General features: G+C 62.9%; 9 protein-coding genes and 1 tRNA gene. 5 read left to right on the plus strand and 5 right to left on the minus strand.

Going from position 1 to position 9,437, the window contains the following annotated elements; all coding sequences use genetic code 11:
• The 5 genes from WCB02_RS12435 to WCB02_RS12455 all read left to right on the plus strand — a co-directional run.
• A partial coding sequence (locus WCB02_RS12435; protein ID WP_423958521.1) for an NTP transferase domain-containing protein occupies positions 1-367 on the plus strand: 367 nt, incomplete at its 5' end.
• Positions 368-614: 247 nt separating this feature from the next.
• Positions 615-1,508 carry a substrate-binding domain-containing protein gene (locus WCB02_RS12440; protein WP_423958522.1) on the plus strand — a complete coding sequence of 298 codons (894 nt, stop codon included), beginning with the start codon at positions 615-617 and terminating at the stop codon, positions 1,506-1,508.
• A gap of 107 nt (positions 1,509-1,615) precedes the next feature.
• The gene (locus WCB02_RS12445; RefSeq protein ID WP_423958523.1) at positions 1,616-2,827 is read left to right on the plus strand and encodes an ABC transporter substrate-binding protein; all 1,212 of its coding nucleotides are present in this window, start codon (positions 1,616-1,618) and stop codon (positions 2,825-2,827) included.
• Positions 2,828-3,024: 197 nt separating this feature from the next.
• A complete protein-coding gene (locus WCB02_RS12450) occupies positions 3,025-4,002 on the plus strand; it encodes a Bug family tripartite tricarboxylate transporter substrate binding protein (protein WP_423958524.1) in 978 nt (325 codons plus the stop codon).
• Between the two features lie 102 nt (positions 4,003-4,104).
• Positions 4,105-4,180: transfer RNA gene (locus WCB02_RS12455), tRNA-Ile, on the plus strand.
• Positions 4,181-4,282: 102 nt separating this feature from the next.
• On the opposite strand, the gene WCB02_RS12460 is transcribed toward WCB02_RS12455, so the two are convergent.
• The 5 genes from WCB02_RS12460 to WCB02_RS12480 form a co-directional block, all read right to left on the minus strand.
• A complete protein-coding gene (locus WCB02_RS12460; RefSeq protein WP_423958525.1) occupies positions 4,283-5,167 on the minus strand; it encodes an SDR family NAD(P)-dependent oxidoreductase in 885 nt (294 codons plus the stop codon).
• A gap of 43 nt (positions 5,168-5,210) precedes the next feature.
• Positions 5,211-6,167, minus strand: coding sequence for an MBL fold metallo-hydrolase (locus WCB02_RS12465; RefSeq protein WP_423958526.1), 957 nt, complete (start codon positions 6,165-6,167; stop codon positions 5,211-5,213).
• A gap of 89 nt (positions 6,168-6,256) precedes the next feature.
• The gene (locus WCB02_RS12470; RefSeq protein ID WP_423958527.1) at positions 6,257-7,189 is read right to left on the minus strand and encodes an NAD(P)/FAD-dependent oxidoreductase; all 933 of its coding nucleotides are present in this window, start codon (positions 7,187-7,189) and stop codon (positions 6,257-6,259) included.
• Between the two features lie 48 nt (positions 7,190-7,237).
• Positions 7,238-8,104 (minus strand): alpha/beta fold hydrolase, encoded by an 867-nt coding sequence (locus WCB02_RS12475; RefSeq protein ID WP_423958529.1) that lies wholly within the window; start codon positions 8,102-8,104, stop codon positions 7,238-7,240.
• A gap of 222 nt (positions 8,105-8,326) precedes the next feature.
• A complete protein-coding gene (locus tag WCB02_RS12480) occupies positions 8,327-9,277 on the minus strand; it encodes a helix-turn-helix transcriptional regulator (RefSeq protein ID WP_423958528.1) in 951 nt (316 codons plus the stop codon).
• Positions 9,278-9,437 lie beyond the last annotated feature (160 nt).

Below are 9,437 nucleotides of genomic sequence, written 5' to 3' on the forward strand. Positions count from 1 at the left end.
GGACTGGACCGCGGCCAACCGGCCCGAGGTTCAGTGGATGCTGAGCGCGGCGGCGGATTGTCCGTTCCTGCCGCGCGATCTCGTTGCGCGGCTGCAACGGGCCCGTGCCGAGGCCAACGCCGAACTCGCGGTCGCGGCCTCCGACGGCCAATCGCATCCGGTGATCGGCTTGTGGCGCGTCGCGCTGCGCGAGGAGCTGCGCCACGCGCTGGTCGTGGAAGACATCAGGAAGATCGACCGCTTTACCGCGCGCTACAAGCTTGCCACCGTGACCTGGCCGACGGCGCCGCTCGATCCGTTCTTCAATGCCAACACGGTCGAGGACATCGCGGAGGCAGACCGATTGGCGGCCCTGGATGGGGCCTAGCTGAGGCTCAGCGCGCATCTCCGTCGACGGCCGCTCCCTTCAGGTGCCCCGCCCCGGCATCAGGAAAGCAATAGCCGCCGACCGCCGATCACGCCGGCGGCAATACGGCATGCCCTTCCGGGCGCAATCAACCGGTCGGCGAAGATGACCGAGCTCCGTCTTCACGGACCAATATGCCCTCTTCCGGAAATATTCCGATTCTCGCCAATTGGTTGAACAGGAACAGAAATGTGCATATGAACGCAGCATGGAATTCCTGACCACCAGCGAGGCTGCCGACTATCTCCGGCTTGGTGAACGCAAGCTTTATGAGCTGGTGACAGCCGGCGCTATCCCCTGCAGCAAGGTCACGGGCAAGTGGTTGTTTCCGCGCCATGAGCTGGATCTGTGGGTGCTTTCGGGGCTGACCCGGCCGCCCGGCATGATCGCCGCAAATCCACCGCCGGTCGTGGGCGGCAGCCAGGACGATTTGCTGGAATGGAGCTTGCGCGAATCCGGCTCCGGGCTGGCGTCGCTCAGCGAAGGCACCACGCGCGGCGTCGCACGCCTCCAGCGCGGCGAGGTGATCGCGACCGCGATTCATTTTCATGGCGACTACGATCTCCCCAATACGCTTGCCGACGCCAATATCGCAACCGTCCGCGCCATGCCGGGCCTGCATGATGCCGTCCTGATCGGCGTGGCGCGGCGTGAACAGGGGCTTCTGCTTGCGCCGGACAATCCCAGAAATCTGCGGAGTCTGGCCGACGTGCTTGCGTGCGGCGCGAAAATGGCAATCAGGCAGCCCGGTGCCGGCGGCCAATTGCTGCTGGAAACACTGCTGAGGCGCATGGGCGCCGGCGCGAAGGAGTTACACCGGCTGGAGCCGCCCTGTCTCACCGGCCCAGACCTCGCCGCCGCCGTGCGCGCAGGACGCGCCGATTGCGGCATCGCAACGCGCGCCGCGGCAAGCACGGCCGGACTCGATTTCGTCCCGCTATTGTGGGAAAATTTCGACCTCCTGACCCGCCAGCGCAGCTACTTCCGCCCCGCCCTACAGGCCCTGATCGGCTTTCTCGGCGACAAGCGGCTGAAGCAGCGCGCCGTGGAGCTGACCGGTTACGATGCGGCACCGGCCGGCCGCGTCCGGTTTGCGGCCTGATTGACTGATCCTGCGAATTGACTGCACAAATACTTGCCTGACGACGTCGGGGCAACGCCGATGCGCAGCCTGAGCACTTGATACATAAAGCGGGAGGGACAGATTTGATGTCAGCGAGAACCATCTCCATGCTCGCCGCATTCGCGGCGGCGATGCTCACATCGGCGGTGGCGGCAGCGCAGATCTCCGACGATGTGGTCAAGATCGGCGTTCTCACCGACATGAACGGACCAGCTTCGACCCCGACCGGGCAGGGTTCGGTAACGGCGGCGCAAATGGCGGTCGATGATTTCGGCGGCACGGTTGCGGGCAAGCCGATCACCGTGGTGGTCGGCGATCATCAGCTCAAGCCTGATATCGGCGCGGCCATCGCGCGGCGCTGGTATGACACCGAGCAGGTCGACCTGATCGTCGACGTACCGGTCTCGGCCGTCGGCCTTGCAGTGCAGAACGTCGCCAACGAAAAGCACCGGCTGTTCATCACGCATTCGACCGGCACCGCCGATTTCCACGGCAAATTCTGTTCGCCCTACGCCATGCAGTGGGTATTCGATACCCATGCGCTGGCGGTCGGCACCGCGCAGGCGGTGGTCAAGCGGGGCGGCGACACCTGGTTCTTCATCACCGATGACTACGCGTTCGGCCACTCGCTGGAGCGGGACGCCTCCGCCGTCATCACCGCCAATGGCGGCAAGGTGCTCGGCTCGGTCCGCACCCCCCTGGCAACCCCCGACCTCTCATCCTTCGTGCTGCAGGCACAGGCCTCGAAGGCCAAGATCATCGGCATCGCCGCCGGTCCGCCGAACAACATGAACGAGATCAAGACCGGTTCGGAGTTCGGCGTGTTCAAGGGCGGCCAGCAGATGGCGGCGCTGCTCGCGCTGATCACCGACATCCATTCGCTCGGCCTGCAGGCGGCGCAGGGCCTGTTGCTGACCACGTCGTTCTACTGGGACATGGACGACAAGACCCGCGAATGGTCGAAACGCTATTTCGCCAAGATGAACCGGATGCCGACGATGTGGCAGGCCGGCGTCTATTCGTCCGTCATGCACTATCTCGAGGCGATCAAGGCGATCGGCACCGACGACCCGCTCAAGGTCGCGGCGAAGATGCGTGAGACGCCGATCGAGGATTTCTTTGCCCGCAACGGCAGGCTGCGCCAGGACAATCTGATGGTGCACGATCTGATGCTGGTCCAGGTCAAGTCGCCGGAAGAAAGCAGATATCCATGGGACTACTACAAGATCCTGGCGACAATTCCCGGTGACGCCGCATTCGGGCCCCCTGATCCGGCGTGTTCGCTGGTGAAGCAATGACTGCGTAGCGGTCGTTCCGGGATGGTCCGAAGGACCAGACCCGGACTCCCGAGATTGCGGGTTGGTGCTTCACCCGCCCAGGAATGATTCGTCGCCCTCGATCTTCGGTGACGAGGTTGCGCCGATAGGCAAGCTCCCCGATTTGTGGAAGCATGGGCTGACGGCAAAGACAATAAGATGACAGGGGGGATCCCATCATGGTTGGGTTGCTGCGTGCGGCTCTTTTCGGCCTCGTCTCGCTAACCGCGCTGGCCGGGAAACCGATTCCCGCCTCGGCCGGCAGCTATCCGGACCATCCGGTGCGCTGGCTGATCGGGTTCGCCGCCGGCGGCCCGGTCGACATCGTGGCGCGCATCATGAGCCAGTGGCTGTCGGAGCATTTCGGCCAGCAGTTCGTGGTGGAAAATCGCGCCGGCTCCGGCGGCAATATCGCCGCCGCCACCGCGATCAATTCGCCGCCGGACGGCTATACGCTGTTGTTCGTCGCGCCCAACAACGCGATCTCGACCTCGCTCTACAAGCATCTCACCTACGATTTCATCCGCGATACCGCACCAGTGGCAAGCATCATGCAACTGACCAACATGCTGGTGGTCTCCAACGCCATGCCGGTGAAGACCGTTCAGGAGTTCATCGACTACTGCAAGGCCAACCCGGGCAAGATCTCCTATGCCTCGTCGGGCAACGGCACCTCGGTGCACATGTCGGCGGAACTGTTCAAGGCGATGACCAAATGCGACATGCTGCACGTGCCCTATCGAGGCTCGGCAATCGCTTTTCCCGACATCATTTCCAACAAGGTGCAGTTGATCTTCGACAATCTGCCCTCGGCGCTGGAACAGTCGCGCGCCGGCACCGTGCGCGCGCTCGGCGTCACCTCGCCCCAGCGCTGGCCTGGGGTACCCGACGTGCCCGCGATCGCAGAGACCGTGCCGGGATTCGAATCGGTCGGCTTCTACGGCATCTCAGCACCCAAGGGGACGCCACCGGACGTCGTCGTTGCCCTGAACAAGGCGGTCGGCGAGGCGCTGAAGGATCCCAAGCTGGTCGCGCGCCTCGCAGCCGTCGGCGGCATCCCGAAGCCGATGACGCCGGCCGAATTCGGCAGGCTGATCGCGGATGAAACCGAAAAATGGCGCAAGGTGGTCGAATTCGCCGGCGTATCGGTGGATTAACCCAAGTGCGCTCGAGCCGCACCCAAGCCGTACGGCGGCATTGCCGGATCGCGCCCTGCCCTGTAAACGGTGCCGGCACCGCCAGGCCCCCGGCTTGCGGCGGGGCCTGTAGCTCAATGGTTAGAGCCGGCCGCTCATAACGGTCTGGTTGCAGGTTCGAGTCCTGCCGGGCCCACCAGTCAATCGATCACCCGCTCGGTTTCGTGGAACTTCACTTTGCGCCGCCATCGAGCGGCCCATTAACGGTCGACTTGTTTGGTAAGTCTAGCGTGAATAGCAATCAAGCCAGTCCCAAGCCGCCATCGATCGCGATCACTTGGCCCGTCATCCACGCTGACGCGGGACCTGCAAGCTGCACGATCCATTCGGCGATTTCGTCGGGAACGCCGCGCCGGCCGAGCGGTATGCTTGCCCGTTCCTGTCTTTCGACCACCGCGGCCTGTTCGGCCGACAATCCCATCATGCCGGTCAGTGCGCTTGTTTCCGTCGGACCTGGAGCCACCGCGTTCACCCGGACGCCGAATGGCGCCAACTCCAGCGCCCAGCAGCGCGTCAAATGCTCCACGGCGGCCTTGCTGGCTGCGTAGTGAGACAGTCCGGCGGCCGGTTTATGCCCAAACGTGCTGGAGACGTTGACGATGGTGCCGCGAGTGGCCTTGAGATGAGGAAGCGCGGCCGACGCGAGCAGACTCGGACCGAGTATATTGACTGAGGAAATATCCGTGATGCTATCGGCGGGTGCATCGGCCAGCGAAAGGATCGCGCCGGCGGCCGCATTATTGACGAGCGCATCGAGCCGGCCCCATTCATCAATTGCCTTGGCGATCGTTCGCTTGGCATCTTCGGCGGAGGCCGCGTCCGCCATCGTCCCCGCGATATTTGCATGTTGAGACGCGGTTTCTTCGATCAGGCCCGCACGGCGGCCGGTGATGAGCACTCGGTAACCCTGTTTGGCGAAGCGCAGCGCCGCTGCCCGTCCGATACCTGAACTGCCGCCCGTGATGACGACGACCTTTTCATTCGTCATGTTCGATTCTCGTGTTCGGCCGGAGTGCGGCCATGCCTCTGGTTGAATTGGGAGTTGGTGTGTTGGTTGGTGCAATACGCTTTGGCTTTCGGCGGCCCGGCGTTTGCGAGGTTTGAACCAAGGCGTGCGCTTGCCCACGCCGCGAGCACGCGCCCCGGTACGGCTCCAATCCAACACGCGGTCAGTAGTCCCAGAAAACCGGTACAAAGCGGAAGGCATCGCCACCAACCGCGACCCGGCCGACGGACGGGAACGGCATATGAGTAGCCACCAGCATCTCGCCGGTCTCGGCAAGTTTCCGTAAAAGTTGCACCCGTACGCGAGCTGCCTCTTCGGGATCGTGTTCGAAGCCGTTGTGCCAGTCGGGGTGTTCAAACCCGACCGCAAATACGGCGTCCCCGGCGAAGGTCAGCGCATCGTCGCCGGACGTCAGGCGGACCACACTGTGGCCGGGCGTGTGGCCACCGATGCGGCGGACGATAACGCCTGGCGCCACCTCGTGCTCCTCATCGAATCGCCGCAAGTGGTTGTGGTATTCTTTCGTGAACCGCTTGGCGGCCGACCGAAGGGCGTCCGGAAATCCTGCCGGCATGGCGGTGTGGGAGAAATCGGGCGACTCCCAGAATTTAACCTCGGCGGCCGCCACGTGGATCAGCAGGTCCGGGCGCAGCCGGTCCTTCACCCCGTCGACGAGCAGCCCGCCGATGTGATCCATGTGCATGTGGGTCAGCACCACGTCAGTCACGGACGCAAGATCCACGCCTGCGGCGTCGAGACGCTTGATCAACTGGCCGGCCCGCGGCAAGTGCAAGTCCGGGTCGCCCCCTAGTCCGGCGTCGATGAGGATGGTCCGACCGCCGCTACGCACAACGACCGCGTTCAGCGCCCAGTCGAACGCGTCCGGCGGCAGGAACATGTCATTCAGCCAAGCCGCCCGGATGGCCGGGTCGGCGTTGTGTCCTAACATCTTGGTGGGCAGCGGCAGTACCCCGTCGCTGACCACCAGCACGTCAATCTCGCCGACCTTCAGCGCGTAACGCGAAGGAACCAATTCGTCAGGTTTCGATCTAACGGTGTGCGCGGCAATATCTAGGCTCATGTCTGTCTCCTGCTGCGTGCTGTGGATCATCTCATTCATCTGCGAAAACTCCTGCGTTCGATCCTGGTGCTCGATCCTGGCTGGACTACCTTCCCGAGCGGGAAGCGCGGTCAACGCTGGTGGGGTGTTCAGAGATCGGTGACACGCTCCGGATCGGCCGACGCCAGCGCAGCGGCGCGCTCGGCGCGCGGCCGATAGATCCAGACGGTGTTGATCTCTTGCTTCGTCTTCTTGGCGACGTCGCCGACCATCTCCACTTTGCGCTTCCAACCGCGCATGAACAGCGCGCCGGCTTCGCCAAGATCGAGACAGGTGACGTAGGCCTTCTGGTGGTAAGGTTTGGCCGGAACGCCCAACAGCTCGGCGGCGGCATTGTGGCCGGCAAAGGCGCCCATCCGCGTGGCGTGCTGGCACGACATCGGCGCATAATTGCCGAGATCGTCGCATGCCGCACGAGCGGCATCGCCGGTAGCGAAAACGCCCGCTACCCCCGGCACCCGCAAGTCGCGGTCAACCAGTAGCCGGCCGAAATTGTCGCGCTCGGCCGGAATCTGCGCAGTCAACGGCGCAGCGCGAATGCCCGCGGCCCAGATCACCGTCTCGGCTTCGATGCGTTCGCCGTCGGAGAGCGTGACACCGGACTTGTCGAGCGCAGCGACGCCCGCGCCGAGTCGAGTTTCCACGCCGAGTTTGTTCAGCGCGTCCTCGATGAGGAGCCGGGGACCTGCGCCCATGTCGGGAGCAATTGTGCTGACCAGCCGATCGTAGGAGAGGTTCTTCTTCGCACCTTTTGCACTGAAGATTTCCACCATGCGAGATTTGGTGTTGACTGTCTCTGCGCTGCCTTGCACGTAGACGACATCAATAGCTTTGAGGACGTCCACTAGAGGCGCAGTCAGGGTCTCCGGCTTCGGCTCGTATAGTCGTGGGCGAACAACCAGCGCCGGCTCTGGCGCGACAAGCGCGATTTCGAGTTCTTCAGGTGAAGCGCCATTGATGTCGCGTAGGCGGGCGGCGGCATACATGCCGGCGAAGCCGGCGCCTATGATGACAAGTCGCATGTGATCTACTCCTGTTGAGCTTTTCCGACGCAAGAGAACCGGAAGACGCTAGGCCGCGATGAACGAGAGCAACTCGGCGTTGACGAGGTCGGCATGGGTCGTGCACATGCCGTGCGGCAGCCTCTCGTAGATTTTAAGCATGCTATTTTTCAGCAGCTTCGCCGCCAGAGGCGCGGAGTCGGCGACAGGCACGATCTGATCGTCATCGCCGTGCAGGACGAGCGTCGGCACAGCGATTTTCTTGAGATCTTCGCTGAAATCAGTCTCCGAGAATGCCTTGATGCAGTCGTAGTGGGCCTTGGCGCTGCCCGTCATGGCTTGCCGCCACCAATTCCAGATCACACCCTGTGACACTTCCGCACCGGGGCGGTTGTAGCCATAGAACGGGCCGCCCGCGAAATCGAGATAGAACTGCGATCTGTTGGCGGCGAGCTGCCTGCGTAGGCTATCGAACACTGCGATGGGCAAGCCATTTGGATTGGCGTCCGTTTTCAACATCAGCGGTGGCACGGCGCCGATCAAGACCAGCTTTGCCGCGCGATCCTCGCCGTATCGCGCAACATAGCGCGCGGCCTCGCCACCCCCAGTGGAATGGCCGACATGAATAGCGTTGCGAAGGCTGAGATGCTCGACGACCGTCGCCGCGTCGTCTGCGTAGTGGTCCATGTCGTGGCCATCGCTGACGTGGCTCGAGCGGCCGTGACCACGGCGATCATGGGCCACCACACGATAACCCTTTTCGACGAAGAAGAGCATCTGGCTCTCCCAGTCGTCGGAACTCAACGGCCAGCCGTGATGAAAGAAGATCACCTGCGCAGACTTCGGACCCCAGTCCTTGTAGAAGATATGCACACCGTCTTCCGTCGTCACAGACGTCGAGGGATCGCCCGTTAGAGCCGGATCGGCGAATATCATTGTTTCTTTGCCAGCGGCCGAAGTCGAGCGAACGGTCAGCGACATCGCGGACATGAAGCTGGTCGCAAGTATTTTTCGCCGCGAGGTGTTTGCAAGCCGGCTGGCAGGATTGTTCCAGGCCATTCTTCGTCTCCATTTCGTTGGCGTGGGTGCGATGATCACTTACCTAAGCAGATGAGCCGGCGCCCCAGAGCGATTGAGATGTTTCGAGAGCGATTGCTGCTACCGCCTGCACCGTCGCCAATCGCTTGGCGTCTCGCCGGTCAACCGCCTGAACGCCGCAGCAAAGGCGGTCTGAGAGGCATAACCAAGTGCCGCGGCCACCGAGACGATCGATGCGTCCGTGTCGCGCAGCATGTTCATGGCCTGCTCGAGCCGGTGTTGGCGCAGCCAGGCATGAGGCGATAGTCCGGTGCTCTCCTTGAAGGAGCGGCAAAAGTGGAAGCGCGACAGTCCTGCATCTGAAGCCAGCGCGGCGAGAGAGACGTCGGCATCGCTGTCCGTGCGCAAGCGTTCGATGGCACGATGCAGGACCTTCGGCGAAAGCCCACCCATGATCGGCTGGAACGCGCCTGGCGAGCCGGTGTGCGCAGCAAGGATGCGCGTCGCCAGGAGGTCTGTCAGCTGATGCCTGAATAGCGTATCAAGGGCCTCATTGCCTCCCAGAACATCCGCGGTGCTCAGAAGTAATCGGGATGTAACCGGGTCTGGATGAGCCGTTCGCTCCAGGAGATCGATTGGTTTGGCGATATCGGCTTCGTCGGCAACGCGCTTGAGCGTCGTGTGAGGAAGATAGAGCTGAACGACATCGACAGGTTTTGGAATGTCCCATCGAGAACTTGATCGCTCCGGAATGATCGTCACGACCCCTGGGCGAAACGTACCGACCGCAACCGATCTTCCCGACCGCCGCTCCATGCGCTGCATCGAGCCGTTGTAAGTCATAATGACGTGATGGCTCATGGGCTCGACGACCTCGTGTAGAGGCCCATGTTTCCAATGCGCGATCCCGCCTCCGGAAGGGTCTAAAGCCATGATAAATGGCGTGGTCCCGAGCACGCGTGCCATCTCCACATCGGCAGGGCGCGGTTCGGCGAACGCCGGCGTGTCGGGACGCACCTCAGGCGCAACTGGCTGGTGCCACGAAGCGCCGCGCAAGACAGGTTTACTCATGAAGGAATCCTCGCGTCGGGATGCGATCCAGGCAGCGGGCAGCGAGCTCCCCGTCAGTGACCTGATCCGGAAGAGTTTAGATGTGTTTGGTTGATCGTTAAGTTGGCGGCCTCACTTGCGAAGCCCGGCCAGCCAGTCCTCGAAGCGCACCGTACCGAGC

This window comes from Bradyrhizobium sp. (assembly GCF_049581145.1).
Lineage (GTDB): Bacteria > Pseudomonadota > Alphaproteobacteria > Rhizobiales > Xanthobacteraceae > Bradyrhizobium.

What these genes read in the sequence shown, in the direction of transcription:
- WCB02_RS12440 (WP_423958522.1), top strand. Translation starts at nt 615, where the DNA reads ATGGAATTCCTGACCACCAGCGAGGCTGCCGACTATCTCCGGCTTGGT.
- WCB02_RS12445 (WP_423958523.1), top strand. Translation starts at nt 1,616, where the DNA reads ATGTCAGCGAGAACCATCTCCATGCTCGCCGCATTCGCGGCGGCGATG.
- WCB02_RS12450 (WP_423958524.1), top strand. Translation starts at nt 3,025, where the DNA reads ATGGTTGGGTTGCTGCGTGCGGCTCTTTTCGGCCTCGTCTCGCTAACC.
- WCB02_RS12465 (WP_423958526.1), bottom strand. Translation starts at nt 6,167, where the DNA reads ATGAATGAGATGATCCACAGCACGCAGCAGGAGACAGACATGAGCCTA.
- WCB02_RS12470 (WP_423958527.1), bottom strand. Translation starts at nt 7,189, where the DNA reads ATGCGACTTGTCATCATAGGCGCCGGCTTCGCCGGCATGTATGCCGCC.
- WCB02_RS12475 (WP_423958529.1), bottom strand. Translation starts at nt 8,104, where the DNA reads ATGATATTCGCCGATCCGGCTCTAACGGGCGATCCCTCGACGTCTGTG.
- WCB02_RS12480 (WP_423958528.1), bottom strand. Translation starts at nt 9,277, where the DNA reads ATGAGTAAACCTGTCTTGCGCGGCGCTTCGTGGCACCAGCCAGTTGCG.